The organism is Proteus sp. TJ1640 (assembly GCF_003144445.1).
In the GTDB taxonomy this organism is placed as follows: domain Bacteria; phylum Pseudomonadota; class Gammaproteobacteria; order Enterobacterales; family Enterobacteriaceae; genus Proteus; species Proteus penneri.
Genome location: NZ_PENY01000010.1, coordinates 397,360 through 424,165 on the forward strand (window position 1 = coordinate 397,360; position 26,806 = coordinate 424,165).

At 40.3% G+C, this 26,806-nt stretch carries 27 protein-coding genes; 16 read left to right on the forward strand and 11 right to left on the reverse strand.

The features are described from left to right. Positions 1–4: 4 nt before the first annotated feature. From ptsN to rnk, 4 genes are all read left to right on the forward strand, one after another. Positions 5–472 carry a PTS IIA-like nitrogen regulatory protein PtsN gene (ptsN, locus tag DK861_RS04640; protein WP_072063779.1) on the forward strand — a complete coding sequence of 156 codons (468 nt, stop codon included), beginning with the start codon at positions 5–7 and terminating at the stop codon, positions 470–472. Positions 473–551: 79 nt separating this feature from the next. Beyond that, entirely contained in the window at positions 552–1,406 is an 855-nt protein-coding gene (rapZ, locus tag DK861_RS04645) for an RNase adapter RapZ (protein ID WP_023582880.1), read from the forward strand. Continuing rightward, a complete protein-coding gene (npr, locus tag DK861_RS04650; protein ID WP_006535359.1) occupies positions 1,403–1,675 on the forward strand; it encodes a PTS phosphocarrier protein NPr in 273 nt (90 codons plus the stop codon). Before rapZ ends, npr begins: the two co-directional genes overlap by 4 nt. 175 nt (positions 1,676–1,850) lie before the next feature. Continuing rightward, positions 1,851–2,261 carry a nucleoside diphosphate kinase regulator gene (gene rnk / locus DK861_RS04655; RefSeq protein WP_006535360.1) on the forward strand — a complete coding sequence of 137 codons (411 nt, stop codon included), beginning with the start codon at positions 1,851–1,853 and terminating at the stop codon, positions 2,259–2,261. A 117-nt stretch (positions 2,262–2,378) separates the two neighbouring features. Here rnk and pmbA read toward each other — a convergent pair whose 3' ends face one another. Next, positions 2,379–3,707 carry a metalloprotease PmbA gene (pmbA, locus tag DK861_RS04660; RefSeq protein WP_109399360.1) on the reverse strand — a complete coding sequence of 443 codons (1,329 nt, stop codon included), beginning with the start codon at positions 3,705–3,707 and terminating at the stop codon, positions 2,379–2,381. Positions 3,708–3,893: 186 nt separating this feature from the next. Between pmbA and yjgA the strand changes: the two genes are divergently transcribed. Next, positions 3,894–4,454 (forward strand): ribosome biogenesis factor YjgA, encoded by a 561-nt coding sequence (gene yjgA / locus DK861_RS04665; protein ID WP_072063781.1) that lies wholly within the window; start codon positions 3,894–3,896, stop codon positions 4,452–4,454. A gap of 72 nt (positions 4,455–4,526) precedes the next feature. Here the strand turns inward: yjgA and DK861_RS04670 are convergent, their stop codons facing one another. From DK861_RS04670 to mreB, 10 genes are all read right to left on the reverse strand, one after another. Further along, entirely contained in the window at positions 4,527–4,808 is a 282-nt protein-coding gene (locus DK861_RS04670) for a barstar family protein (protein ID WP_109399361.1), read from the reverse strand. Continuing rightward, a complete protein-coding gene (locus tag DK861_RS04675) occupies positions 4,808–5,308 on the reverse strand; it encodes a ribonuclease domain-containing protein (RefSeq protein WP_109399362.1) in 501 nt (166 codons plus the stop codon). Before DK861_RS04675 ends, DK861_RS04670 begins: the two co-directional genes overlap by 1 nt. 86 nt (positions 5,309–5,394) lie before the next feature. Further along, a complete protein-coding gene (tldD, locus tag DK861_RS04680) occupies positions 5,395–6,840 on the reverse strand; it encodes a metalloprotease TldD (RefSeq protein ID WP_109399363.1) in 1,446 nt (481 codons plus the stop codon). Next, positions 6,837–7,697 carry a deaminated glutathione amidase gene (gene nit1 / locus DK861_RS04685; protein ID WP_109399364.1) on the reverse strand — a complete coding sequence of 287 codons (861 nt, stop codon included), beginning with the start codon at positions 7,695–7,697 and terminating at the stop codon, positions 6,837–6,839. Before nit1 ends, tldD begins: the two co-directional genes overlap by 4 nt. Then, positions 7,694–11,494: an AsmA2 domain-containing protein YhdP gene (gene yhdP / locus DK861_RS04690; RefSeq protein ID WP_109399365.1), complete on the reverse strand. Its 3,801-nt coding sequence runs from the start codon at positions 11,492–11,494 to the stop codon at positions 7,694–7,696. Before yhdP ends, nit1 begins: the two co-directional genes overlap by 4 nt. A 45-nt stretch (positions 11,495–11,539) precedes the next feature. Then, positions 11,540–13,009, reverse strand: a complete 1,470-nt coding sequence (gene rng, locus DK861_RS04695; protein ID WP_072063787.1) for a ribonuclease G — start codon at positions 13,007–13,009, stop codon at positions 11,540–11,542. Further along, on the reverse strand, positions 13,006–13,593 hold the full coding sequence (locus DK861_RS04700; protein ID WP_072063788.1) for a Maf family protein: 588 nt from the start codon (positions 13,591–13,593) through the stop codon (positions 13,006–13,008). The genes rng and DK861_RS04700 overlap by 4 nt, the downstream gene beginning before the upstream one ends. Positions 13,594–13,645: 52 nt before the next feature. Next, entirely contained in the window at positions 13,646–14,134 is a 489-nt protein-coding gene (mreD, locus tag DK861_RS04705) for a rod shape-determining protein MreD (protein ID WP_006535374.1), read from the reverse strand. A 5-nt stretch (positions 14,135–14,139) separates the two neighbouring features. Continuing rightward, positions 14,140–15,183 (reverse strand): rod shape-determining protein MreC, encoded by a 1,044-nt coding sequence (gene mreC / locus DK861_RS04710; RefSeq protein ID WP_109399366.1) that lies wholly within the window; start codon positions 15,181–15,183, stop codon positions 14,140–14,142. A gap of 91 nt (positions 15,184–15,274) precedes the next feature. Next, the gene (gene mreB / locus DK861_RS04715) at positions 15,275–16,318 is read right to left on the reverse strand and encodes a rod shape-determining protein MreB (RefSeq protein ID WP_023582893.1); all 1,044 of its coding nucleotides are present in this window, start codon (positions 16,316–16,318) and stop codon (positions 15,275–15,277) included. A 688-nt stretch (positions 16,319–17,006) separates the two neighbouring features. On the opposite strand from mreB, the gene DK861_RS04720 reads away from it, so the two are divergent. From DK861_RS04720 to DK861_RS04770, 11 genes are all read left to right on the forward strand, one after another. Next, positions 17,007–17,981, forward strand: a complete 975-nt coding sequence (locus DK861_RS04720; RefSeq protein ID WP_109399367.1) for an MDR family oxidoreductase — start codon at positions 17,007–17,009, stop codon at positions 17,979–17,981. A gap of 431 nt (positions 17,982–18,412) precedes the next feature. Continuing rightward, positions 18,413–18,856 carry a type II 3-dehydroquinate dehydratase gene (gene aroQ / locus DK861_RS04725; RefSeq protein ID WP_006535378.1) on the forward strand — a complete coding sequence of 148 codons (444 nt, stop codon included), beginning with the start codon at positions 18,413–18,415 and terminating at the stop codon, positions 18,854–18,856. A gap of 33 nt (positions 18,857–18,889) precedes the next feature. Continuing rightward, positions 18,890–19,360, forward strand: coding sequence for an acetyl-CoA carboxylase biotin carboxyl carrier protein (accB, locus tag DK861_RS04730; protein ID WP_072063790.1), 471 nt, complete (start codon positions 18,890–18,892; stop codon positions 19,358–19,360). Positions 19,361–19,372: 12 nt separating this feature from the next. Next, a complete protein-coding gene (gene accC, locus DK861_RS04735; protein WP_006535380.1) occupies positions 19,373–20,722 on the forward strand; it encodes an acetyl-CoA carboxylase biotin carboxylase subunit in 1,350 nt (449 codons plus the stop codon). Positions 20,723–20,960: 238 nt separating this feature from the next. Continuing rightward, positions 20,961–21,209: a YhdT family protein gene (locus DK861_RS04740; protein ID WP_072063791.1), complete on the forward strand. Its 249-nt coding sequence runs from the start codon at positions 20,961–20,963 to the stop codon at positions 21,207–21,209. Beyond that, positions 21,199–22,644, forward strand: a complete 1,446-nt coding sequence (panF, locus tag DK861_RS04745) for a sodium/pantothenate symporter (protein ID WP_109399421.1) — start codon at positions 21,199–21,201, stop codon at positions 22,642–22,644. The genes DK861_RS04740 and panF overlap by 11 nt, the downstream gene beginning before the upstream one ends. A gap of 23 nt (positions 22,645–22,667) precedes the next feature. Further along, a complete protein-coding gene (prmA, locus tag DK861_RS04750) occupies positions 22,668–23,549 on the forward strand; it encodes a 50S ribosomal protein L11 methyltransferase (protein WP_006535384.1) in 882 nt (293 codons plus the stop codon). 321 nt (positions 23,550–23,870) lie between these two features. Continuing rightward, entirely contained in the window at positions 23,871–24,842 is a 972-nt protein-coding gene (gene dusB / locus DK861_RS04755; protein ID WP_072063792.1) for a tRNA dihydrouridine synthase DusB, read from the forward strand. Positions 24,843–24,862: 20 nt separating this feature from the next. Then, on the forward strand, positions 24,863–25,159 hold the full coding sequence (gene fis / locus DK861_RS04760; protein ID WP_004245342.1) for a DNA-binding transcriptional regulator Fis: 297 nt from the start codon (positions 24,863–24,865) through the stop codon (positions 25,157–25,159). Positions 25,160–25,395: 236 nt separating this feature from the next. Beyond that, entirely contained in the window at positions 25,396–26,028 is a 633-nt protein-coding gene (locus tag DK861_RS04765) for a hypothetical protein (protein WP_109399368.1), read from the forward strand. Between the two features lies 1 nt (position 26,029). Then, positions 26,030–26,782 carry a DUF3307 domain-containing protein gene (locus DK861_RS04770; protein ID WP_109399369.1) on the forward strand — a complete coding sequence of 251 codons (753 nt, stop codon included), beginning with the start codon at positions 26,030–26,032 and terminating at the stop codon, positions 26,780–26,782. Positions 26,783–26,806: the final 24 nt, after the last annotated feature.

The window sequence follows — 26,806 nt, forward strand, 5'->3', positions numbered from 1 at the left end:
GACAATGAACAACGATACAAAGATGAATATTAGCGACGTACTTTCTCTGTCATGTACACATAATGATGTACATTGCACGAGTAAAAAGCGCGCGTTAGAAATTATCAGTGAAAATGCGGCAAAAGCACTTAATTTACCCGAAACGCTGATATTTGAAGCCTTACTGACGCGTGAAAAAGTCGGTACAACAGGGATTGGGGGTGGTTTAGCAATCCCTCATGGACGTATTGAAAGTGATGAAACAGAAAAAGTAGTTGGTGTGTTTCTTCACCTAAGCGAACCTATTGCCTTCGACGCTATTGATAATCAACCTGTCGACTTGTTGTTCGCATTACTCGTTCCTGCGACACAATGTAAGGAACATTTACACACACTGTCTTTAATTGCAAAACAGTTGGCAGACAAAAATTTATGTCGCCGACTACGCTCCGCACAAAGTGATGAAGAGCTTTATCAGATTATCACAGAATAACCCCTATGGGTTTAATGGGACGCGAATAGCATACAGTGGAATGATATTCATCACTGGGAAATTATAGGGGAGCTACCTCATGGTGCTGATGATAGTCAGCGGACGCTCTGGTTCAGGTAAGTCAGTCGCTTTGCGTGCGCTTGAAGACATGGGATTTTATTGTGTTGATAACTTACCTGTTGATCTTTTACCGGAGCTCGCAAAAACACTGGCTGAACGTGATGCTTCTGCTGCCGCAGTCAGTATTGATGTCCGAAATATGCCTGAGTCGCCGGAGATCTTCGAAAAAGCGCTAGAAAGTTTACCCGCTGAATATTCTCCACAACTCTTATTTTTAGACGCAGATAGAAATACTTTAATTCGTCGTTATAGTGATACACGACGCTTGCACCCACTTTCGACCAAAAACCTTTCATTAGAAATGGCAATTGATACCGAAAGTGATCTGCTTGAGCCATTGCGATCACGTGCTGATCTCATCATTGACACCTCTGAGATGTCAGTTCATGAGCTTGCAGAAATGCTGCGGACTCGTTTATTAGGTAAACGTGAACGTGAGCTGACAATGGTCTTTGAATCCTTTGGTTTTAAGCATGGTATTCCTATTGATGCAGATTATGTTTTTGATGTGCGATTCTTACCCAATCCACATTGGGACCCTAAACTGCGCCCAATGACAGGTCTTGATCGCCCTGTTGCGGCATTTTTAGATAGACACACCGAAGTTCATAACTTTATTTATCAAACTAGAAGCTATCTTGAACTTTGGTTGCCGATGTTAGAAACCAATAATCGTAGTTATTTGACAGTTGCAATTGGTTGTACGGGGGGTAAACACCGTTCAGTTTATGTTGCTGAGCAACTCGCCGATTATTTCCGCTCTAGAGGGAAAAACGTACAATCACGTCACAGAACGCTAGAAAAACGCAAATGACCCAATATCGACAAGTTGCGATTAAAAATCGACTCGGTATGCATGCAAGACCTGCAATGAAATTATTTGATTTAGTCAAAACATTTCAATCAACCGTCATTTTACGTAACAACGAAGGGGTTGAAGCACAAGCGGATAGTGTGATTGCTATGCTAATGTTAGATTCAGAGCAAGGCAGTCAAATTGATATAGAAGTGACTGGTAGTGATGAAAATGAAGCTATTGATGCTATTATCGCATTATTTGAATCAGGGTTTGATGAAGAATAATCATAATAGAAAACAATAGATTAGCATTTCTTAACTAAATAACCAGAAAGAGACTGTGATCACTGTCTCTTTCTTTTTTATACAGAACCGCCTATTATCTCTTATATGAGTTTAACAACACCCCCACCTCACCCGTGGGGGTGTTGTTTTGCATTGGAATAAATTGGAGTATGGTATGACAAAGCCAACAATTATCATCAACGAACTTGATGCTGAACGTTTAGATTCATTGCTAGAGCAACCGGCATTTGCAGATAGCCCGATTGCTGAAGCATTGAATGAAGAATTAGATCGTGCTGACATTGTTACACCAGCTGATATCCCTGCTAATATTGTCACAATGAACAGCAAAGTCCGCTTTATGGACTTAAAAAATAATGAAGAGCGTACTCGTACTTTAGTGTATCCCGCTTCATTAAAAGATAGCGCCACTGAACTTTCAGTCATGGCCCCAATGGGTGCTGCACTACTGGGTTTAGCAATTGATGACGAGATCAGTTGGAAGCTGCCTAATGGCCTTGAAACTAAGGTTAAAGTATTAGAAATTCTATACCAACCTGAAGCTGCGGGTGAATTACACCGTTAAGCAGAGCTGAAGGTTCGCGTCTTATTTTTATCTTCTCAAATTGAAAAGCACACTGATAAACGCGATATCTCAGCCCATTGCGGGCTGAGATTAAAGGTTGCGATAAGTATCTAAAATTTACTCACCGGCAATACTCATTTCTGGTAATAACAACGATCCACACTGAACATTACTGCGCATCTCAATATCATCACCCATAGTAGCAATGTTTGCCCACATCTCTTTTAAATTACCAGCAATAGTCACTTCACTAACAGGATACTGAATTTCACCATTCTCAACCCAAAAACCGCTTGCTCCACGAGAATAATCACCCGTCACGGTACTGACGCCTTGCCCCATCAATTCTGTAACAACTAGCCCGGTTCCCATCTCTTTTAGCAGTGCATCAAATGATAGGCCTTGTCCTGGGATATACCAGTTATGAATACCACCAGCATGGCCATTGCTTTTTAAACCTAACTTTCTTGCTGAATAGGTAGTTAATAACCACTCTTGTAATACGCCATCTTTAATAATGTCAGCATCAGTTGTGCGCACACCTTCGCTATCAAATGGTGTTGATGCCAAACCTCTCATTAAGTGAGGACGCTCTTGAATATTGAGCCATTGAGGAAAAATTTGTTTGCCCAAACTATCGAGTAGGCAAGAAGATTCACGGTAAATCATGCTACCGCTAATTGCTGCAACTAAATGACCAAAAATACCTGTCGCAACATCAGCAGCAAAAATAACAGGGGCTTTCATGGTTGGGAGTTTACGAGGTGCAAGGCGTGATAAAGTACGACGGGCGCACTCTTGACCTACCCATTCAGGTGATTCAAGATCATCAAAACGACGACTAATGGTGTAAGCATAGTCGCGCTCCATATCTTCACCATCACGGGCAATAACACAACTCGACATAGAATAGCGTGAAGATGAATAGCTTTTTAATAAGCCCAAGCTATTACCAAATACACGGGTTCCACTGTGGCTATTAAAGCTGCCTCCTTCGGTATTAATAATACGACTATCACTGTCTAACGCGGCTTTTTCTGCTCTTGATGCTAATTCAATCGCTTTATCTGCCGTAATTTCGGCAGGATGGTAAAGATCAAGGAAAGGCGCATCAAACGCTAATAAATCTTGATCCGCAGGCCCTGCATATGGGTCAGTTGAAGTGTATCGTGCAATATCCACAGCGGCTTGTACAGCGCGTTTAATCGCATCAGGACTTAAATCGGTAGAAGAAGCACTGCCTTTACGTTGTTGTTGATAAACCGTAATGCCTAACGCACCATCACTGTTAAATTCCACATTTTCAACTTCACCGTAACGTGTACTGACACTAATCCCCGTTGATTTATTAATAGCGACTTCAGCACCATCACACTGTTTTGATGCCAGCTCTAATGCGAGAGAGACGGCGTCTTCAAGCTGTTTTACCTGATCTGAATTATTCATTGAAAACCATTTTTCCTAAGGAGAACATCACTTTTTACTTATTTTTAGCAAAGTAAATCAATTGACAGGTGGTCAACAAGCGATTTTCCCAGTTACAATAGAAGATATATGAATGTTATCACCCGTCGGGCTTTTGGTCATTCACCAAATCACACTCCCGGCTTACTCTGCAACAGGAATTTTATTATGGCAAAGCAGCCTGAAGAGTGGCATTACCTCAATCCTGAATTCGACGATACATCGTCAGAAGAGGAAGAAGAGGACGAAATCATCTGGGTCAGCAAAAGCGAAATTAAACGTGACGCTGAAGCACTCAAAAAACTGGGTACTGAATTAGTTGAATTAAGTGCTCAAGAACTAGAGCGTGTGCCATTAGATGAAAAATTATTATCTTCTATTCAACTAGCACAAAAAGTACAACGTGAAGCACGCCGTCGCCAAATTCAATATATTGGAAAGCTACTGCGAAATGTGGATGAAGAACCAATCCGCCAAGCGCTCGATAAACTAAAAAACCGCCACAATCAACAGATCTTAGTGTTACATAAACTTGAAGATCTGCGAATTCGCCTTATCGAAGGTGGCAATGAAGTGATTGAAGAAGTTGTTGCGCTTTATCCAATGGCTGATCGCCAACAATTACGCACACTGATCCGTAATGCAAAAAAAGAAAAAGAAGCCAATAAGCCACCGAAATCATTCCGCTTATTGTTTCAATATCTAAAAGATTTATCGGAATCAGCATAAAACCTGAGTATCCTGAAAACGCAGTGTAAACTCAGCCTCACTGCGATTTTCAGGGCTTAATTCTACTCTGAATTACTTTTGTATTTTATGCTCACAATGAAAGCTCAATACGTCTTTACCAAGCTCACTTTGTGCTTCTTGCATCAATTCCACCAAAGGTTGAAAATCACGAGAATAATGAGGAAAATGCTTAAAAATAATACTGACTGGCAATTCAATTTCTCCCATTAACACATCCCATAATGCATCTAAGTTATTACCAAAATGCTCATCTAGCTGAAATTGCAATGCAAAATTCCGATAAAAGGCGTCTCTATCTGCCAGCATCTTAAAATCAAAAATAACCTGTTTCATTAAGGGGCAACCTTTGTCATTGTACGATAATGATCGGTAGTGAGATAAATCAGCCCATCATTTGAATAGAGCAATCTATCACTACCACGATGACCACAATGATAATTCACGTCAGCTTCATACCACTGGCGTCCCGCCTCTTCTGGTAGCTGTTTTTCACGATTCATAAAACGATCGCCCCCAATTGCTCTTCCTGGCAAAACCTCACATAAATTGCCTTCTTTCGCATTCCAGCCTTGTTCTCTTGCCTGTCTTTTAGTGAGATAAAAACTCGGTAACTGTTGATGACGTTGTAAATAATTAGCCACAGCATTAGCTTGTGTTTTTTCATCAATAGAGAGTGAGATTTGCGCTGATTTATTGCTATTATTGCTCGATGATGTTGGAACAGAAACGGACGTTGAAGAGGACGATACTGTCGTTTCTGGAAGTAAACCTTTATAAAGAACACCAAATAAAACAGCAATTACAATAATAACTGGTAATAAACGTTTACCCATAAATTAGCACCTTTACTGTTGCTGAGATAAAAAACTCCATCAAAAGATGGAGTTTAATGAATACATATAAATCACTATAAAAAAAATTAAGCTGTACCACCTACGGTGATCTTATCAAGCTTCAAGGTAGGTTGCCCTACACCAACAGGAAGGCTTTGTCCTTCTTTACCACAAACACCAACCCCTTTATCTAACGCAAGATCATTACCTACCATAGAAACCTGTTGCATGGCTTCAATACCTGAACCAATCAGTGTTGCCCCTTTAATTGGTTTCGTTATTTTTCCATTCTCGATTAAATAAGCTTCTGAAGTTGAGAAAACAAATTTACCTGATGTAATATCAACCTGACCGCCACCAAAGTTTGGTGCGTAAATACCACGATCAACGCTCGCAATAATCTCTTCTGGTGACGATTTACCCGCTAACATGTAAGTATTGGTCATACGAGGCATAGGAAGATGCGCATAAGACTCACGACGACCATTGCCTGTCGGCGCAACCCCCATTAAACGAGCATTCATCTTATCTTGCATATAACCTTTTAAGATGCCGTTTTCGATTAACACATTGTATTGACCCGGAACACCTTCATCATCAATAGCAACAGAGCCTCGACGACCTTCAATTGAGCCATCATCAACAATCGTACAAAGCTCAGAAGTCACTTTTTCACCAAGGCGACCTGAAAATACAGAGGTTTCACGACGATTGAAATCACCTTCTAAACCATGACCCACCGCTTCATGTAATAACACACCTGGCCATCCTGCGCCTAGTACCACAGGCATTGTTCCAGCCGGTGCAGCAATTGCTGATAAATTGACTAATGCCATCCGTACCGCTTCACGCGCATAAGTCACAGCGTGGCTTTCACCATCAACTTTCATCAAGAAGTAGTCATAACCAAAACGACCACCACCGCCACTTGCACCACGTTCACGTTTGCCATCTTCTTCCACCAGCACACTAACTGAAAGACGAACTAAAGGACGCACATCGGCTGCTAAAGTACCATCAGTTGCAGCCACCAGCACATGTTCATAAACACCCGTTAATGACGCATTCACTTGTTTAACGCGTTTATCTTCAGCGCGAGCGACTTTATCTACCTCATGCAGTAACGCAATTTTCTCTTCACGAGAGAGGCTTTGCAGAGGATCGTTTAAGCTGTACAGCGGAGAATGTTGAATAGCACCTAAAGTATGGATACGACCATTACCCTTAGCCTGAACAATGCTTCGCGCAGCATGCGCACTTTGATTAAGTGCATTAAGCGTGAGTTGATCGGCATAAGCAAAACCGGTTTTTTCACCGTAAATTGCTCTAACGCCAACACCTTGATCAATATTGTAAGAGCCATCTTTAATAATCTGATCATCAAGTATCCAAGCCTCGTGATAACTTGACTGAAAATAAAGATCACCATAATCAATTTGACGCTGTGCAAGCTGCTCTAGTGTTGATGCTAAATCATCTAAACTAAGTTTGTTTGCTTCCAACAGACTTTCGCTGACAACAGCTAAACTCATAATTCTTCTTTATCCTTAACTTTTTTGATTAAGTGGGTCAGTTTCGGGCGAAAACGGTTATGTTTCACAACCCGGATCTGTTCACGCATACCGTGTAAACTATCAACACCAACATTGAGCGTTAACGCACTGACCGCATCAGGGTTCTTCTTCAACACTTTACCCCAACCATCAATCGCCATGGTATGGCCCCAAGTCCGGCGCGTATCATGTGTACCCACTTGTGCAGGCGCTAAGATAATACACTGATTCTCAATCGCGCGAGCGCGTAATAAAGGCTCCCAGTGCGCTTTCCCTGTTAAACGGGTAAATGCTGCTGGTACAGAGATTATCTCTGCTCCTTTTTCTCTTAATGCTTGGAAAATACCAGGGAAGCGTAAGTCATAACAGATTGTTAAACCTAATTTCCCAACGGGAGTATCAACGACTGTTAGGCGCTCACCACGTTGATAAATAGAAGATTCGTTATATTCGCCTTGCTCGTCATCAATACTGACATCAAACATATGAATTTTGTCATAACGAGCACGAATAACCCCCTCATCATCAAACACCAAACTACTGCTGGTAATTTGATCTGGAGCATCTCGACTAACTAAAGGCATAGAACCGACTAAGATCCACACTTTGTAACGCTGAGCCATTTTTGCAATCGCATTTTGTAACGGCCCATCACCCTGAATTTCAGCGTGTTTATGGTAATCTTTAGAGTTTGAAAAAAGTAACGCATTTTCAGGTGTTAATACCAGCTTCACTGAATCGGGTAATTGCTTAATCTGTTGTTCGATTTGCGCCAGATTATTTTTTGTGTTTTTTCCGCTACAAAGTTGCAAAAGTGCGACATTAACTTTTTTCATAACGCCTGATTCTCCTTAAGCTGACGCAGTACTTCGTCAATTTTGGGTTGTTCCATAGTTCCGGTCACATGATAACGGATAACTGAAATCTTACTCCAAAGTGGCCCCAGAACCTTTGATGCCGCAAACACTGCGGCGCCTGCAATTGGGTTTATTGCGAAAGCCGTGGCAACACCGACTGTAGCTGAAATCTCAGGGGTGACAACAACTTGTAGATCCATGCTTCGTTTAAGTAAATCCACTTTCCCACTTATCGCTATATCAGCAATAACACCATCAACACGTACACTCTCTGCATTCATAATACCTTGATTAATCGTAATTTCACTTTTAATCGAATCATATTCAAAATGCTCACTGAAAGTATCTCTAAAATCAAACTGTAATTTGCGTAAAAGTGCATCAAAACTCACCAATCGTAGTAATTTACCCGCTTGTCCTACATTGACTTTTTCTATGCGTCCTTTACCCAACGTTGATTTAATATCGCCTTGCAAAGTGGCCAATTCAAAGTTCCACGGTGTATTACGCCATTGTAATGAGAACTCAGCAGCAAGTGGGGACTGAATAATCGGGATAATGTAACCAAAATAGGCCGCCATTTCGTCAATTTCTCCGGCTTTTAATTTTCCTATTAATTTTGTTGTATTATTGCCCTTCTTATCTTCAGACCACACTCCATTAACCGACAATTCGCCGCTGCTATTTTCTAATTTACCGTCAGTTAAAAATAAAGTTCCCTGATTTTGTTTTAACGAACCTTCAATTTTTCCTAAAAGCAGACCATTAACCCAACACTCCTGACATTCAAAATCAATAGAAGGAATATCTTTCACTGAAAACTTCGAGATATTGGGATCAGAAACATTAGCCATTTTTAATGGCTTCTCTTCTTGAACTATAGAAGTACCATTAAAATAAAGATAATTAATATTTATTTTCCAAGGTATTGATACTTCAGGAATAAATACATCACCTCGTAGTTCACTTCCTGAAAATGCAAATTTTACACCTTCTTTAACGCGCATAATTTCAGTTTGAGGATTATTCCATTTTTGCCCTGCAAAATTTAAATCAGGCAAACTGATATGCACATTATCAGGGAAACTTATTGCATTGTCAGAAGGAGTTAATGATGAAAATGCGGTTAATGTTGGCAACCATTTATCACCCTCTAATCCTTTAAGCGCTATGGTTAAGCGTTGTTGTGAACTTAACTCTGGTAATTTAAGGCTAGAAGAAACGAGGTTACCCTGCAATAAACGAAGCTGTTTACCTAATCCCCATTGGCTATTAAGTTTCCACTGTTTTTCAGCATTTGCATTCACAGTTAACATTTCACTATTACCGCTTGCAGAAATAACAATAGGCGGTGAATTTTTTAAATCTTGTGTTTCAGGTGCTGTTAACTTGCTACTTAATGCATTGATATTTCCGGTTAAATCAACTTGATAATCAACATCACCTTTTTCGGGGATCTTAACATTAACGTTGCCATTCCATGGAAATACACCACTAAATTTCTGTTGAATATCGCTAGGTAATCCTTGGATTTTTTGAATATCCCATTGGCCTTTTAAGCCGACATCGACCTGATAATTATCTGTATCATTGTGACTGGTAAATGAGAAAGCGAGAGGCTGCCCAAACCAATTAGCCGTTAATATATCGCTCTCAAGTTTGTCATTATGGTAACTAAACTGTCCACTCACACCTCTTAACGTAGTATCCATAAAATTCAAAGTGACATCATTATCTTTTAAATTAATATCACCAGAAGCCACAACCTCACCGCCATCAAATGGGATATCAAGTTTCAATGTACCATTAATTTTTCCTGCCACATTCAGTTCTTCAAGCGTATGACCAATACTCGCCATTTGAGAATCTAAAAAATACTCTTTCAGCTCGTCGCCTGTGGCTTGAATATCCGCATTAATTAAAATCTTTTCTTGTCGATAACTTTCAATGACTGCACTTAAATTTGTCGCTGTTGCTTTACCCACTTTCGCTTGAGCAGAAGACATCCATAGCCCATCATTTTTAAAATCTAGATTAATATCGAGATCAAATAATGCGGGCCATTCACTATCAAATTTAAACGTAGCCTGTTTAACAGGGGCATAAACTTGGAACCACCCTTTGTGGTTATCAAAAGGAAAATCGGCAGGATCACCATGGAAAATAAAGGTTCCATTGTCGATATTACCCGCAATAATTGCATCCGAGAGATATTGTGTTAACGCTTTACCAACATACTCTTCTGGCAGATAACGCCATGCATCTCCTGCATTGGTCACTCTTACGCCTGAGAGTATAGAAAGCCGCTGATCCTCACCTTGTTTCTCATAACGAAAATCACCCGCTACCCACGCTGATGTGGCTTGGATATCTAATCCTTCACTCCAAAGAGATAAGTCATCTCCAGAATGAGTCCAATAAATCGTACCTTTCCCTTTTTCAATATTCAGGGGGGCTTTAAACAATTTACCGGTGTCTATTTCACTGTCCGCTAGGGCAAAGTTAAGTTCACCACTTTGCATGCTCCCTTTTAATTGTCCGCTGAAATGTTGCACTGATGGGATCTCTTGCCAACGTTTCCAACTCACATTTTTCCAAGAAAGATTAATTGCACTTTGCTCAAAGTTTTCCGGTGTGAGATCTAAGGCAAAATCATTAACCACACCAGAAAATTGGCGATACTGCCATTGACGAACAAAATCCGGTGTTAAAAAAGAGAACAGTGGCAATACAGCATATAACCTATCTAACTCAATGTTCTTGGCACGAATACGCCATGCTTCATCATGCTGTTTTTCTTTTGGTTGATAAAGAACCGCTAAATAACCATCAGGCCACTCTTCACCATCCATGGTAATTTTTCGAGTATAAGGAACATCCGCAAGCCAACCATTTTCTTGCCTTCTCATACGTAATATTAAGTCTTCAACATTTAATACATGTGAAGTGCCTTCACTACGCCAGTCCATTTCACCTTGATGAATTTGCAACTGACTGCCAGTAATACGCCCTTGAGTAATTTCAATCCAATTAGACAAACTGGCTTTGGCTTCACCTAATCCACTATTATTTTTTACCCATTGGCTAAGCCAAGGTGAAATATCAATATCATCAGCGGTAAGAAACACCTTACCATTATCAATTAAGCCTTCATTCGTGGTATAGAGGTCGAGGCGAACTTTTAAACCACCATAGTGATTAATCGGTGTATCAAGGGTGACTTCACCTTGAGCACGGTGGCGTTTTTTTTGATTCAGCCACATCAACTCAGGAATATGTAATGTACTGGTATCACCTGAAGGGGTTAGAAAAATAAAACGGCTTTTGACTAGCTTAAAGTGATCGAATTGTTCAAGAAAAAGCGAAGAAATATCATCAGGTGCAGTTAGTGTAATATCGCCACTTTGCCCAGTAAAAATAGGACGTTGGTAATTGACATCTAATTGATCAAAGGTCAGCTCACGAAAATGGGGACGGAGGGTCAATAATGAACGCCACACATCAAAAGAAAAAGTCACTTTTTCTGCGCTAACGTTGACATCTTTATTCTTAATATTAAGCCCTTTTACTTGAATATCAGGGCCAAAATTCTGCCATTCCCCATTAATTTTCGTTATTGAAACAGGGCTATTAAGTTGTTTTGTTAAATACGTTTCTATTTCAGGGCGATAATTATCTAAACGAGGTAGAAAATAGCGAAACCCGCTTAACACCAAGGCAAAAACGATGAGGCAAAAAACTGTTATCACTAACAGGTATTTAGGCAGCCGCTTCATTTTTGTCTCCTTTCTGCCATCATATTCATTAGGAAGGCGAATCCATTACATCATCACCACATCAAATTGCTCCTGACTATAAAGTAGCTCAGTTTGCACTTTCACTTGTTTACCAACAAAAATTTCAACCTCAGCTAATGCATGCGACTCATCGCCTTTTAAGGCTTCTGCAACTGCTGAAGAGGCATAAACTAAGAAACGATCTGCATCAATTGTTTTATGTACACGTACTATTTCACGCAAGATTTCATAACAAACCGTTTCAACTGATTTTACCGTACCTCGCCCTTGGCAAGTTGGGCAATCATCACAAAGAACATGTTCGAGGCTTTCCCGCGTTCTTTTACGCGTCATTTCCACTAAGCCAAGTTGAGAAAAACCATTAATCGTTGTTTTCACTCTATCTTTACTTAGCGCTTGTTCTAGTGACGCCAATACTCTGCGTTTATGTTCATCATTATTCATATCAATAAAGTCAATAATAATGATACCGCCTAAATTACGTAACCGTAATTGACGAGCAATAGCTTGGCTTGCTTCAATATTAGTATTGAAAATGGTTTCTTCTAAATTTCGATGACCAACAAAAGCTCCCGTATTAATATCAATCGTCGTCATTGCTTCTGTTTGATCGATAATGAGGTAACCGCCTGACTTTAATTCAACTTTACGCTCTAAAGCCCGTTGAATTTCATTTTCAACGCCATAGAGATCGAAAATAGGCTGATTCCCTTGGTGCAATTCAAGTTTAGCGGTTAATTCAGGAATGTATTCACCAATAAATTCCTGTAGTTGATTATAAGTTAATTTAGAATCAACACGTATGCTATCTAATTCAGAGCCAGCAAAATCTCGTAAAATACGCTGCGCTAAAGCTAATTCACCATAAATTTGAATGCGGGTTTTATTTCTTTTCTTACGCTCAATAATTTTATTCCACAAGCGTTTAAGAAAAGCGGCATCTTGCTTAATTTCATGCTCGCCAACACCTTCGGCGGCTGTACGAATAATAAAACCCCCATTTTCATCGCAATACTCTTCAACGAGTTGCTTTAAACGCTCGCGCTCTTCTTCGCTATCAATTCGTTGAGAAACACCGACATGAGATGCACCAGGCATAAAGACTAAATAGCGAGAAGGCAATGTAATATCAGTGGTCAGGCGAGCGCCTTTTGTTCCTAAAGGATCTTTAACCACTTGTACAATTAAGTCTTGTCCTTGATGCACCAGTTGCGCAATATCACGAACATTAAACTTTTTCTGCTCTTCACCTGCGATACATTCAGTGTGAGGCATAATATCAGAAGCATGTAGAAAAGCGGCTTTATCCAGCCCGATGTCAATAAATGCAGCTTGCATCCCGGGTAATACGCGACTTACCCGACCTTTGTAGATGTTTCCGACGATACCTCGTTTCGCTTCTCTTTCGACATGAATTTCTTGAAGTATGCCTCCACGAATATAAGCAACTCGAGTTTCAGATGGCGTCACATTCACTAATAACTCTGCTGTCATGAAATATCCTTCTCATTAGCTAGAGACGAAAATTGAGTTATCAAGGCTTCGGTTTCAACAAGAGGTAATCCGACAACAGCATGATAACTTCCCTCAATCCGTTGAACAAAACGGCCTCCTTTTCCTTGAATACCGTAAGCGCCAGCTTTATCCATTGGCTCCCCTGACTCAATATACGCGCTAATTTCACTCTCTGTCATCTCTCTAAAAGTGACATGTGTGACGACTAATTGACTCAAGGTATGTGTTCTATTAGAGATAGCAATTGCTGTCATCACTTGATGTGTTGCGCCTGATAATGAACGTAGGATTTGCGCAGCATGGGATTTATCCCGAGGTTTCTCAAGAATATGACCATCATGAACCACAATAGTATCAGAGCCCAAAACGGGATAATCATAAGGTGCTTGTCTTACACCTTCTTGTGATTTTTCTTTTGCCAAACGAAGAACATACTCTTCTGGTTTTTCACCTTGTTGCCAAATTTCATCAATTGCTGGCGTGATAATACTAAATTCAACATCTAATAACGCGAGAAGTTCACGTCTTCTTGGTGAGCTGGAAGCAAGGTAAAGCGTGGTCACAAATAATGTCCTCATGACGGTAACGCAAAAGAGACCGCCATGATCCAATAAATTAGTGAACTAAAAACTGGTGACGGATTTTGCGAAGCAAAAAATAAAGCCATGGCCAAAGAATACCACTGACTGGACTATTCCAGAATACTTGAGGGTGAAAAGTCACTGGTGAAAGTAAAAATTCCGCCCAAAATACAGCAAGATCGACAACGACAATACTTAACATCACCACTAAGGCTTGTTGCCATAACGCTAGATTACAAAAAAGCTGATATTTAAAGGCGATGACATAACTCACTAAAGTATAGGCCAATGCATTGACCCCCAAGGTAGTTCCTTGGACTAAATCTATAATCATCCCCAAAACAAATGCGGTTCCGACACTAACACGGTGAGGAATAGCTGTTACCCAATAAATAAGAAATAACATGGGCCAAATAGGTCGATAAACTTCCAACTGTTCTGGCCACGGCATAATTTGTAAAACTAATGCGACAAGAAAAGAGAGCCAAACAACCCAACGCCCACGACTTTGATATGGATTCATCGTGTCTACCTACTTCTTGTATTATTGGTATTGGCTGGCGTATTTGTCGCTGGCGTCACAGTTCCGTTAGTTTCTTCAGCTGTATTGCCTAATGGCTCTTGAGACATAGAACGAGGAAGCGGAGGCCCTGCTTGTTCATAATTAGGTAAAACTTGAGGCATCAGTTGCATTAAACGCTCATTCGCCGCGTGATAAACCTCTGAAGGCAGAGGAGGCTCTCCCGTTTTATCTGATGTATTCCATAACAAAAGCAAATAGCGTAAACGTTGTAGCTCTGCTGAAGGTCGAACATTGATCACGGAATAAGCTCGCTGATTATCTACTTTAACTGAAGATACCACACCAACAGGATATCCTTCAGGGAAACGCCCCCCCAATCCTGATGTCACTAAAACATCGCCTACACGGATATCAATATTGGCAGGTAATGCTTCTAACAATAAATCATCGGCACAGCCCGCACCAGAAGCTATAACACGAATATCGTTACGCAAAACTTGTACAGGTAATGCATGAGAAGTGTCACATATTAATAACACACGACTCGTAAGCTCACTTACGGCAATGACTTGTCCTACAACACCTTTATCACTAATAACAGGTTGCCCTTCATAGACGCCATTGTTGGTTCCTTTATCAATAACCACTTGGTCTCGATACGGCGTACTATTACCAGACAGTACTTGTGTTACTGTCATTTGTTCATTTTGGCGCAGTGGTGAACCAAGTAATTCTCGTAAACGGGCGTTCTCTTGCTTAAATTGCTCTAGTAATTGGCTTTCTCCGCTACGAACTAATAACTCTTTTCTTAACGCTTGATTCTCAAATTGTAAACGCTCACGTGTGGCAAATGTTTCTGAAATTTGATCAAGGAAACGACGCGGGCCATTTGCAAGAAAATAGAAGGGACTAACAGCAGTATCAAGATACTGGCGGACTTTAGAAAATGCACCAATACGGTTATCAGCAATCAATAAAGAGATAGCGACAACCACGGCGATTATTAATCTTAGTTGCAGGGAAGGACCCCGACTAAAAATTGGCTTCATAAACTCTAAGATCACTCACACGGAGAAGTAAAAGAACAGGCGTTAATATTCTCACCAAGGGGGAATCCATTCTCCCTTGTTAGAATTAGTCTCAATCTTCGCTAAACAGATCGCCACCGTGCATATCGATCATTTCTAATGCTTTACCACCACCACGAGCAACACAAGTCAGTGGATCTTCAGCAACAATCACAGGAATACCTGTTTCTTCCATTAATAAACGGTCTAAGTTACGTAATAATGCACCACCGCCTGTTAACACCATGCCGCGCTCTGAAATATCAGAGGCTAATTCTGGCGGACATTGCTCTAATGCAACCATGACCGCACTTACGATACCTGTTAATGGCTCCTGTAATGCTTCAAGGATTTCATTGGAGTTTAATGTAAAGCTACGAGGTACACCTTCTGCAAGGTTACGGCCACGAACTTCAATCTCATTGACTTCGTCAGAAGGATAAGCTGAACCGATATCGTGTTTGATACGTTCTGCGGTTGCTTCACCAATCAGTGAACCGTAGTTACGACGCACATAGTTAATGATCGCTTCATCAAAACGGTCACCACCAATACGAACAGAAGAAGAGTAAACAACACCGTTTAATGAAATTACGGCAACTTCTGTTGTACCACCACCGATATCCACAACCATTGAACCTGTTGCTTCAGAAACAGGTAAACCAGCACCGATTGCCGCAGACATAGGTTCTTCAATTAAGAACACTTCACGCGCCCCCGCACTTAATGCAGATTCACGAATAGCTCTGCGCTCTACTTGAGTGGCTCCTACTGGTACACAAACTAATACGCGAGGACTTGGACGCATAAAGCTATTGTTATGAACCTGTTTTATGAAGTGCTGAAGCATTTTTTCGGTTACATAAAAATCAGCAATCACACCGTCTTTCATTGGACGGATAGCAGCGATATTCCCGGGTGTACGCCCTAACATCTGTTTCGCTTCATGCCCTACAGCTGCAACACTTTTTGATGTGCCAGCGCGATCTTGACGAATAGCGACAACGGAGGGTTCATCGAGAACAATACCCTGCCCTTTGACATAAATAAGGGTATTGGCGGTACCCAAGTCAATAGACAAATCGTTGGAAAACATGCCACGAAATTTTTTAAACATACGAAAGGATAATCCTGCAAGCCGGGACGGAAAAATCCGTCTACTCTATCAACCACAATAAGCAGCGACAAGGCGCGATTCACTACTTAAATTAAAGTGGACACGTAAATAATCATAAAGGCACAATATTCTACGTTACTTTTCCCAATTGGAGCAGAAAAAAACTGCATAAAAAGGGGCTAATTAGAACGATTAACGCATAATTTCGATCCTACGCCGTTCATATTTAACTTATGTAACAATACAAACAACGTTCATATCAATAAAGAAAAATCTCACTTCGTTGCCAAACTGTGACTCAAAAGTCTCGTTGCAAGTTCAAATAAAATTTATTCATTTATATAAGCTCAATCACTCTATTGATATTAAATGGTGTTTCATCGGCAAAGTTGACTGAGATAACAACCAAAGTACCCACCTCGAATACTTTTAAGGCAACACATTATCTTTGTTTCGAACAATAAAGAGAAATGCTAATTTTTATCCAATCGTAACCCATTAACGATGTTATCTAATTACCAAGATATAAAACTCAGAATAATCTCTGCTTCAACAAACGTAGAACTCCCCGTTTATACACTAAAAAAGGATTATTTGTCTCATTATTACAATAGATATTGTCCACAATCACGACGAAATCTAAAAAATCACCTATCATGACACAAATAGAAATCGGTGAGGGGTCAAAATGAAAGCATTATTAGTAGAACAAAATGACAAAAAACTCAGTGCCAGCATACAAAGCATTGATGAAAAAACGCTGCTTATTCATGAAGTTATTGTCGATATTCATTACTCAACGCTTAACTATAAAGATGGGCTTGCTATCACCGGAAAAGGAAAAATTCTGCGTCAATTCCCAATGATACCAGGTATCGATTTTTCAGGTATTGTTCATCACACCGAAGATCCTCGTTTCCACATTGGTCAACATGTCTTATTAACTGGCTGGGGAGTAGGTGAAAATCACTGGGGAGGTCTTGCACAAAAGGCTGGTGTAAAAGGTGATTGGTTAACCGTCGTACCAGAAGGACTCTCTTTAAAAAATGCCATGATCATTGGAACTGCGGGTTTTACTGCCATGCTTTGTGTGATGGCCTTAGAACAAGGCGGTATCACACCTGAAAGCGGTGATATTTTAGTCACTGGAGCCAGTGGTGGTGTAGGAAGTACTGCCATTAGTTTGCTAACAGCATTAGGCTATCAAGTTACTGCATTAAGTGGCAGAGCCAGCAACCATGACTATTTACGCAAACTTGGTGCCAAAAATATTATCACTCGCGAAGAGTTTGAATCCGCGGGCAAAGCTTTAGATAAACAACGCTGGGCGGGTGCAATTGATACCGTAGGTGGGCAAATTCTTGCTAATATTTTGTCACAGACAAACTATAACGGCACAGTGGCAGCTTGTGGATTAGCGAGTGGTTTTTCTTTGCCAACAACCGTCATGCCTTTTATTTTACGTAATGTTCGTTTACAAGGTGTTGATTCTGTTTATTTCCCAGCAGAAAAACGCGCTCAAGTTTGGCAACGTTTATTAAAATTACTACCAGAAACGTTCTATCAACAAGCAATGACAGAGATTACACTTGATGAAGTTCCACGTTATGCTCAGATGATTATGGATAATCAAGTGACAGGCCGCACCTTAGTAAAACTCTAATTCTCCCGTTTTTGTCTGCTTATTTTTGGCATTAATTCGCATTAATTAGTGCCAGAATAAGCGCTTTTGTGTGTCGAACTGATGTTAAATTGTGATCTGAATCACATTTATGACATATATTGATGACTAGCATCAAAGAAGCTCAGATTTCCAGTGACATCAATAAATAACGTGATGTTATGATTATTTTTTAGTCACCTATTTATTTTGCTTTCTCACGTTTACAATATTGTAAAAACTTTTAACTTTTCATCAAAATAAACCCTTCATTCCCTGATTAGACCAGTATTTTGCTGTTATCTTCTGTGAAATGTCTATAATGTCGGACTTTGTGATATGTATCGTAGCATTGGATACAATAAAAGATGACAAAACGAAAAGCACAGGTTATTTTGTCATTTCGTTGACGAATTGACGGAGATAGAAGCATAATGTCGGAAAATTTTCATATTTTGCTCCTGAATGGTCCGAATCTAAACCTGCTTGGAACAAGAGAGCCGGAAACCTACGGACACTTAACTCTGGATGATATCGTTCAAAGTTTGTCAGCAGATGCTCAGGCATTAAATGTGAAACTCAGTCATTTTCAGTCTAACGCTGAATTTGAGCTGATAAATAAAATTCATGCAGCTCGGGGTAATGTCGATTATATATTAATCAACCCTGCAGCTTTCACGCATACCAGTGTTGCACTGCGTGATGCATTATTAGGGGTGAATATTCCATTTATTGAAATTCACCTGTCCAATGTCTACAGTCGGGAACCTTTCCGCCACCATTCATATCTCTCTGATATCGCAACAGGCGTAATCTGTGGATTAGGTGCAGAAGGTTATCGGTTTGCTTTACAGGCAGCGGTCAGCCGTTTGTCTTAATAAAAAACATCAAAAAGAGTACGGAATCAACTCATGGATATTCGTAAAATTAAAAAACTGATCGAGCTAGTCGAAGAGTCTGGCATTTCTGAACTGGAAATCTCTGAAGGTGAAGAGTCAGTACGTATTAGTCGTAACTCTGGTATTCAGGGTCAAATGGCTCCTCAGCAATATTTTGCGGCACCAGCGGCTCCTCAACCTGCATTAGCAAATGCAGTTGCGCCCGTAGCGCCAGAAACACCAGCGGCTACACCAACGCAAGAAATCAGCGGTCATGTTGTTCGTTCACCAATGGTCGGAACGTTCTATCGCTCACCAAGCCCTGAAGCTAAGAAATTTGTTGAAGTCGGTCAGCAAGTCAATGTAGGCGATACTCTGTGCATCGTTGAAGCAATGAAAATGATGAACCAGATTGAATCTGACAAAGCGGGTGTTGTTAAATCTATCCTTTGCCAAGATGGCGACAACGTTGAGTTTGACGCTCCACTCTTTGTTATCGAATAACGAGGCAGGTCCATGCTAGAAAAAATCCTCATTGCCAACCGTGGTGAGATAGCACTGCGTATCCTAAGAGCATGTAAAGAGCTTGGGATCAAAGCAGTTGCCGTTCACTCCACAGCAGACCGTGATTTAAAACACGTTCTGCTGGCAGACGAGACTATCTGTATTGGTCCCGCTGCTTCAGCAAAAAGTTACCTAAATATCCCTGCAATTATTGCAGCGGCTGAGATCAGTGGCGCACAAGCCATTCATCCAGGATACGGTTTCCTGTCTGAAAATGCTGATTTCGCAGAGCAAGTTGAACGCTCAGGCTTTATTTTTGTCGGCCCCAAAGCTGAAACCATCCGCCTAATGGGTGATAAAGTTTCTGCTATTGAAGCGATGAAAAAAGCAGGTGTTCCTTGTGTACCAGGATCAGACGGTCCTTTAGGTAACGACACTGCAAAAAATATTGAAATTGCTAAACGTATTGGCTACCCAGTTATCATCAAAGCTTCTGGTGGCGGTGGTGGACGCGGTATGCGTGTTGTTCGTTCTGAAAAAGAGCTGGAACAATCCATCACAATGACGCGAGCGGAAGCAAAAGCGGCATTTAGCAACGACATGGTATACATGGAAAAATACCTTGAAAATCCACGCCATGTTGAAATTCAAGTTATGGCTGATGGTCAAGGTAATGCAATCTATTTGGCTGAACGTGATTGCTCCATGCAACGTCGTCACCAAAAAGTGGTTGAAGAGGCACCAGCACCGGGTATTACCCCAGAAATCCGTAAAAATATCGGCGAACGCTGTGCGAACGCATGTATTGAAATCGGCTATCGTGGTGCAGGTACATTCGAATTCCTGTATGAAAATGGTGAATTCTACTTTATTGAGATGAACACCCGTATTCAGGTTGAACATCCAGTAACAGAGATGATCACAGGCATCGACTTAATCAAAGAACAGTTACGCATTGCATCTGGCTTACCTTTATCAGTAACGCAAGATCAAATTAACGTTCATGGTCATGCAATTGAGTGTCGTATCAACGCAGAAGATCCAAAAACCTTCATGCCAAGCCCAGGTACGATTACCCGCTTCCACTCACCAGGTGGATTTGGCGTACGTTGGGAATCGCATATTTACGCAGGTTATACTGTTCCACCTCATTATGATTCAATGATTGGTAAATTGATCACTTATGGTGAAACACGTGAAATCGCGATCTCTCGTATGAAAAATGCGTTGGCGGAACTTATCATTGATGGTATTAAAACCAATATTGAACTGCACCAGTTCATTATGAATGATGAGAATTTCCAAAAAGGTGGTACAAATATTCACTACCTTGAAAAACGTTTAGGTTTAGCTGAGAAGTAATTTTCTTCACTTAACCAGAAAAGGCATAGTTTAATCACTATGCCTTTTTTATTGCCTATGATCCGTCTTTTGATTAAAAACCCGCACCTCGTTTATTCCTATTTGCGTTTAAAAACAATAAGATAAACACATCTCAAATCTAGCCTATAACTTTGTGATTAATTTTCACTGAATCAATACTCACTTTCCCGTACAATCCTCCCATTCATTTTTAACCCTATTAAGATTGGGAGAACAGATGGACAAACGTTTTGTTCAGGCCCACAAAGAAGCCCTTTGGGCCCTGATTTTAACTTTTATATATTTGTTGGGTTGGTTAATTACCGCCTATTTACCAGATAACACACAAGGCATTACTGGTTTACCGCTTTGGTTTGAGCTTTCATGCTTATTCCTACCTGTTTTGTTTTTTCTGCTGTGCTATCTGATGGTACGCTATTTTTTCAAAGATATGCCGTTAGGAGATGAGCATGACGATGCAAACTGAGGTCATAGTGCCACTGATTGGCTACCTTCTGCTGGTCTTTCTGCTGTCGGCTTATGCTTATCGCAAACGCGAGAAAGGCGAGTTTCTTAACGAGTATTTTTTGGGTAACCGTTCAATGGGTGGCTTCGTGCTAGCCATGACTATCACTGCAACTTATGTTAGTGCAAGCTCCTTTATCGGTGGGCCGGGTGCTGCCTATAAATATGGTATTGGTTGGGTATTGCTTTCGATGATCCAACTACCTGCAATTTGGCTTTCTCTGGGGGTCTTAGGGAAAAAATTTGCTATTTTAGCGCGTCGTTATAATGCCGTTACCTTAAACGACATGCTCTATGCGCGCTATAAAAGCCGTTTTCTCGTCTGGTTTGCCAGTTTAAGCCTGTTAGTCGCTTTTATCGGTGCCATGACAGTGCAATTTATCGGTGGTGCACGTTTATTAGAAACCGCAGCTGGTATCCCTTATGAGTTTGGCTTACTTATTTTTGGGGTCTCGATTGCGCTGTACACCGCAATTGGTGGATTTAGGGCTAGCGTATTAAACGATGCCTTACAAGGCCTTGTCATGCTGCTTGGTACATTTATTCTCCTGTTTGCCATTATCTATAAAGCAGGTGGATTAGATATTGCGATACAAAAACTCAATACCATCGATCCTGCATTAACCTCCCCTCAAGGGGCTGATGGGATTTTAAGTGGCCCGTTTATGGCATCATTCTGGGTACTGGTCTGTTTTGGTGTTATTGGCTTACCACATACTGCGGTACGTTGTATCTCTTACAAAGACAGTAAAGCCATGCATAAAGGGATCATTATTGGCACAATCGTGATGTCATTATTAATGTTTGGTATGCACTTTGCTGGTGCATTAGGTCGGGCAATCATTCCTGATCTGACTGTTCCAGATCAGGTTATTCCAACATTAATGGTTGCGGTATTACCGCCAATTGCAGCTGGTATTTTCCTTGCTGCACCTATGGCTGCCATTATGTCGACGATAAATGCGCAACTGTTACAATCGTCAGCAACGTTGGTCAAAGATCTCTATCTCAATATCGCTCCGCATGCGATCACTAATGAAAAACGAATCTCTCGTTTATCGAGCCTTTCAACCTTGATTTTAGGTGTACTACTGCTGTTTGCCGCATGGAACCCACCATCAATGATTATTTGGCTTAACTTACTCGCTTTTGGTGGCCTACAAGCCGTTTTCTTATGGCCTCTAGTCCTTGGGCTTTATTGGGAGAAAGCTAACCGTTATGGTGCTATTGCCGGCATGATCACAGGTGCCACGCTCTATGCCACCTTAGCAACATTTAATATCCAAATAGCCGGATTCCATCCTATTATTCCATCACTGTTATTAAGCTTAGCCGCGTTTCTTGTGGCTAATCGATTTGGAGCGCATACTCTGCCTCAATCAGCATCATTACAGTGAATTCGTTTTTAAAGAGACAAATTATGCCTTGGATACAATTAAGACTTAATGCAACCGCCGCTAATGCAGAAGCTATTGGTGATGAATTAGTTGAAAGCGGTGCCGTTTCAGTGACTTTCCAAGATAGTCACGATACGCCTATTTTTGAACCTTTACCGGGTGAAACTCGTCTTTGGGGTGATACTGACGTTATCGGTTTATATGATGCAGAAACTGACATGAAAATCGTTGTGGCGATGTTAGAAAACACGCCATTACTCGGTCAGGGCTTCCTACACAAAATTGAACAACTCGAAGATAAAGATTGGGAACGTGAATGGATGGATAACTTCCATCCGATGCGTTTTGGTGAGCGTTTATGGATTTGCCCAAGTTGGCGTGAAGTACCCGATCCTAACGCCGTAAACGTCATGCTAGACCCTGGTCTGGCATTTGGTACAGGTACCCACCCTACTACCTCATTATGCCTTCAGTGGCTTGATGGTTTAGATTTAGCGGGTAAAACGGTTATCGACTTCGGTTGTGGTTCTGGAATTTTAGCCATTGCAGCCTTAAAATTAGGTGCAGCTAAAGCAATTGGTATTGATATTGATCCTCAAGCCATCCAAGCAAGTCGTGATAACGCGCAACGTAATGGCGTTTCTGACGCCCTCACATTATATCTTGCAAAAGACCAGCCTGATAACCTCACTGCAGATGTTGTGGTCGCGAATATTTTAGCCGGCCCATTGCGTGAACTTGCACCTGTTATCAGTACATTGCCTCGTCAAGGTGGACATCTAGGTCTTTCTGGTGTGTTAGCGACACAAGCAGAAGGTGTAGCTGCTGCCTATGAAGGGCTATTTAACTTAGATCCTGTTGCCGAAAAAGAAGAGTGGTGCCGTATTACTGGTGTAAAAAAATAACACCGAACAAATATTAACCAAAATGAGATAATCTCATTACGTTAAAATTTTACTTAATTATTGTTTATCAGGCATTAATCACACTTTTGCCTGATAAACTCCACTTAGTTCCACTTGTTTATCAATTCTACATCATCAAATTTTAATTTTTTAAAAACATATAACACTATGTTTTTATTAATTAAATAATCAATTTATAAAAAATCAAGTATAAAAAAGTAACTTTTTTTCGCAATTTGGTTAAACTTTGTCCTTTCATATCTGGCAAAAAATGCGTAATATACGCGCCCTTGCAGTCACAGTTTGGCCCTCTTTTCATCTATGCGAATCGGACAGTATCAGTTAAAAAATTGCCTTATCGCGGCTCCCATGGCTGGCGTTACAGACCGACCTTTTCGGTCGCTTTGCTATGATATGGGTGCGGGTATGACAGTTTCTGAAATGCTTTCTTCCAATCCTCAGGTTTGGCAGACTGACAAGTCTCGGTTACGAATGGTACATAGTGATGAATTGGGGATCCGCTCCGTACAAATTGCAGGAAGTGATCCCGTTGATATGGCGGCAGCTGCGAAAATAAACGCAGATAGTGGCGCTCAAATTATCGACATTAATATGGGTTGCCCTGCAAAAAAGGTGAATAAAAAGCTAGCGGGTTCAGCACTACTTCGTCATCCCGACCTTGTCGCAGAGATCCTCTCTGCAGTGGTTAACGCGGTAGATGTACCTGTTACTCTCAAGATCCGTACTGGCTGGTCACCTGATGAACGTAACTGTGTAGAGATTGCCAAATTGGCTGAACGTTGTGGTATTCAGGCTCTTACTATTCATGGACGTACACGCGAGTGTTTGTTCAAAGGGGAAGCCGAATACGACAGCATTCGGACAGTTAAGCAGAATGTTTCTATTCCCATTATTGCGAATGGAGACATAACAGACCCGCTAAAAGCCAGAGCAGTATTAGACTACACTGGAGCCGATGCTTTAATGATCGGTCGCGCTGCTCAGGGAAGACCCTGGATCTTTCGGGAAATCCAGCACTATCTGGACACAGGTGAACTGTTGCCCCCTCTGCCGATTGCAGAGGTACAACAAATAATGCAAAAGCATGTGCGTGAGTTGCACGACTTTTACGGTCAAGGCAAAGGAACTCGCATTGCACGCAAGCATGTCTCTTGGTATCTCAAGGAACATGCCCCTGATGACCAGTTTCGGCGCTCCTTCAACGCCATAGAGGATGCCAGCGAACAGCTGGAGGCGTTGGAAGCATATTTCGAAAATTTTTTGCGTAAATAAATAAAAGAGCTGACAGAACTATGTTCGAACAACGCGTAAATTCAGACGTACTAACAGTTGCCACCGTAAATTCACAAGATCAGGTGACCCAAAAACCTTTACGTGACTCAGTTAAACAAGCACTGAAGAACTATTTTGCTCAATTAAACGGTCAAGATGTTAATGACTTATATGAGCTAGTATTGGCTGAAGTTGAACAGCCATTGTTGGACATGGTAATGCAGTACACCCGTGGCAACCAAACGCGTGCAGCGCAAATGATGGGCATTAACCGCGGCACACTGCGTAAGAAACTGAAAAAATACGGCATGAACTGATCCTAGTCAGTTAGGTCTATTTTTATAAAAAGCCTTTTCTGGTTTCCAGAAAAGGCTTTTTTGTTGCCTATTTTTCACGCTTGCTCTATAACATAAATTATTAAGTTACCAAATATGGTAACATTTGATCATGTTACCAAATATAGTAACATTCTCTTTGGTATTTCAATTAAATAACTGAATAAAAGATCACTATACTCATTCTATTTCTCTCACAAAATGATAAGAGCAAGCTAATGAATAAAGACATCGTAAGTGTGATTACAGGTGATATCATAAACTCTAGAAACATCACACCTGAAAACTATGATGTTATGCTCTATACCTTGGAGCAAACGGTTCAATTACTCTCAGAACAACTACCACTTAAATATGACAGATATCGCGGTGACTCCTTCCAACTTGTTTGCTTACACGCTTGTGATGCCATTAAAGTTGCTATTGTCATTCAATTAGCATTGAAAACGTCCGAACTAGACATCTGTGCTCGTCAAAGTATTGGTATCGGTCAAATTAATTCATTACGTAATGATATTAGAACATCAACGGGTGAGGCCTTTATCTTATCGGGTGAAGGATTAGATAAGATGAAAAGTGAAATATTAACAATATCCGCATCAGATAAAGAATTTCAAAAAAACATTACTTTAGTGACTAAATACTTAGATATACAACTTAAAGAAATAACTCGAGCACAAGCGCAAGTTTTACTTAAATATATGGTTAATGAAGATAAATCTCACTATGCTATTGCTGATGAATTAAAAAAATCGAGAAGTAATATTACTAGATTATTAAACGCTAGCCACTATCAGTTAATAGATGAATATATTCAATACTTTAATTATTTAATTAACAAGGCTTATTGATATGTACAATTTCACGCTTCTTATTTCTCTTTACCTTGCTCATATTATTTTTGATTTTTATTTGCAACCTAAAAGCTGGATAGAAGCGCGGAATTCACTTCACTACAAATCTAAAGAGCTTTACTTTCATTCATTACTACAAGGTGGGATCACATTTATCGTTCTGATCTTAATGGCAAAAGTCAATTTCAATGCTATTTTGGTTTACAGTCTTATTATATTTATCACTCATTATTTATTCGATCTCGCAAAATCTTATACTGATAATTCTCTAAAATGGTTTATTACCGATCAAGTATTTCATTTCTTAATAATTACACTTTTATGGTTAATTCTTATTAATGAAAATACACAGATTTTTGTTAAGTTAAGTTTCAAAGAAATTAATTACAAGTATATGATATTTATTTTTTCCTATATCATTATTTGGAAACCTGTCTCCATTCTTATTTATATGTTGCTGAAAAAATGGACACCTATTGTAGAAGAGGGGTCTACTTTAATTTCAGCTGGTAAATCAATTGGTTATTTAGAAAGAACTCTAATCTTAACTTTTATTCTTTTAAATCAATTTACAGCGATTGGCTTTCTATTAGCAGCTAAATCAATATTTAGATTTGGTGAATTACAAAACGATCAAGATAAAAAGCTAACAGAATATGTCATGTTAGGTACACTGATTAGCTTTAGCATATCTATCTTTATAGGACTTGCTACTTCCTATTTTGTGACTCAACTCCCCATAGGAAAATAACTCATCAAACTTCTGGGCTAAATA

Bases quoted from the DNA above. Each gene is read 5' to 3' on its own strand.
- ptsN (WP_072063779.1), top strand. From the start codon at position 5: ATGAACAACGATACAAAGATGAATATTAGCGACGTACTTTCTCTGTCA.
- rapZ (WP_023582880.1), top strand. From the start codon at position 552: ATGGTGCTGATGATAGTCAGCGGACGCTCTGGTTCAGGTAAGTCAGTC.
- npr (WP_006535359.1), top strand. From the start codon at position 1,403: ATGACCCAATATCGACAAGTTGCGATTAAAAATCGACTCGGTATGCAT.
- rnk (WP_006535360.1), top strand. From the start codon at position 1,851: ATGACAAAGCCAACAATTATCATCAACGAACTTGATGCTGAACGTTTA.
- pmbA (WP_109399360.1), bottom strand. From the start codon at position 3,707: ATGAATAATTCAGATCAGGTAAAACAGCTTGAAGACGCCGTCTCTCTC.
- yjgA (WP_072063781.1), top strand. From the start codon at position 3,894: ATGGCAAAGCAGCCTGAAGAGTGGCATTACCTCAATCCTGAATTCGAC.
- DK861_RS04670 (WP_109399361.1), bottom strand. From the start codon at position 4,808: ATGAAACAGGTTATTTTTGATTTTAAGATGCTGGCAGATAGAGACGCC.
- DK861_RS04675 (WP_109399362.1), bottom strand. From the start codon at position 5,308: ATGGGTAAACGTTTATTACCAGTTATTATTGTAATTGCTGTTTTATTT.
- tldD (WP_109399363.1), bottom strand. From the start codon at position 6,840: ATGAGTTTAGCTGTTGTCAGCGAAAGTCTGTTGGAAGCAAACAAACTT.
- nit1 (WP_109399364.1), bottom strand. From the start codon at position 7,697: ATGAAAAAAGTTAATGTCGCACTTTTGCAACTTTGTAGCGGAAAAAAC.
- yhdP (WP_109399365.1), bottom strand. From the start codon at position 11,494: ATGAAGCGGCTGCCTAAATACCTGTTAGTGATAACAGTTTTTTGCCTC.
- rng (WP_072063787.1), bottom strand. From the start codon at position 13,009: ATGACAGCAGAGTTATTAGTGAATGTGACGCCATCTGAAACTCGAGTT.
- mreD (WP_006535374.1), bottom strand. From the start codon at position 14,134: ATGAATCCATATCAAAGTCGTGGGCGTTGGGTTGTTTGGCTCTCTTTT.
- mreC (WP_109399366.1), bottom strand. From the start codon at position 15,183: ATGAAGCCAATTTTTAGTCGGGGTCCTTCCCTGCAACTAAGATTAATA.
- mreB (WP_023582893.1), bottom strand. From the start codon at position 16,318: ATGTTTAAAAAATTTCGTGGCATGTTTTCCAACGATTTGTCTATTGAC.
- DK861_RS04720 (WP_109399367.1), top strand. From the start codon at position 17,007: ATGAAAGCATTATTAGTAGAACAAAATGACAAAAAACTCAGTGCCAGC.
- aroQ (WP_006535378.1), top strand. From the start codon at position 18,413: ATGTCGGAAAATTTTCATATTTTGCTCCTGAATGGTCCGAATCTAAAC.
- accB (WP_072063790.1), top strand. From the start codon at position 18,890: ATGGATATTCGTAAAATTAAAAAACTGATCGAGCTAGTCGAAGAGTCT.
- accC (WP_006535380.1), top strand. From the start codon at position 19,373: ATGCTAGAAAAAATCCTCATTGCCAACCGTGGTGAGATAGCACTGCGT.
- DK861_RS04740 (WP_072063791.1), top strand. From the start codon at position 20,961: ATGGACAAACGTTTTGTTCAGGCCCACAAAGAAGCCCTTTGGGCCCTG.
- panF (WP_109399421.1), top strand. From the start codon at position 21,199: ATGCAAACTGAGGTCATAGTGCCACTGATTGGCTACCTTCTGCTGGTC.
- prmA (WP_006535384.1), top strand. From the start codon at position 22,668: ATGCCTTGGATACAATTAAGACTTAATGCAACCGCCGCTAATGCAGAA.
- dusB (WP_072063792.1), top strand. From the start codon at position 23,871: ATGCGAATCGGACAGTATCAGTTAAAAAATTGCCTTATCGCGGCTCCC.
- fis (WP_004245342.1), top strand. From the start codon at position 24,863: ATGTTCGAACAACGCGTAAATTCAGACGTACTAACAGTTGCCACCGTA.
- DK861_RS04765 (WP_109399368.1), top strand. From the start codon at position 25,396: ATGAATAAAGACATCGTAAGTGTGATTACAGGTGATATCATAAACTCT.
- DK861_RS04770 (WP_109399369.1), top strand. From the start codon at position 26,030: ATGTACAATTTCACGCTTCTTATTTCTCTTTACCTTGCTCATATTATT.